Raw genomic sequence first — 311 nt, 5'->3', positions numbered from 1 at the left:
GGACGAGGCCCAGCTGATCCCCATCGCCACCGCCAGATCGCGCACCGCCGGCGCGACGGTCAGCGCCGCGAAATAGCCGTAGACGACGGTCGGCACGCCCGCGAGCACCTCCAGGATCGGTTTCATCCAGCGGCGGGTGCGCGGCGCAGCGTATTGGGTCAGGTAGATCGCGCTCATCAGCCCGAACGGGATCGCGACGATCATCGCGATCACCGCGCCGATGAAGAACGTGCCCCAGAACAGCGGCACCGCGCCCAGCGACGCGCCCGGATCGCGCGCGTCGATCACCTGCGGGCTCCAATGGGTGCCGA

The 311-nt window shown here is 69.8% G+C and carries 1 pseudogene; it reads right to left on the bottom strand.

Going from position 1 to position 311, the window contains the following annotated elements:
* Positions 1-288, bottom strand: a pseudogene (locus AC0IYH_RS30620) (phosphate ABC transporter permease subunit PstC); the annotation flags it as partial.
* Positions 289-311 lie beyond the last annotated feature (23 nt).

Source organism: Pseudomonas sp. AC463, assembly GCF_979253585.1.
The sequence above is the reverse complement of the archived record's forward strand: the minus strand, read 5'-3'. Positions and strand labels throughout refer to the sequence as shown.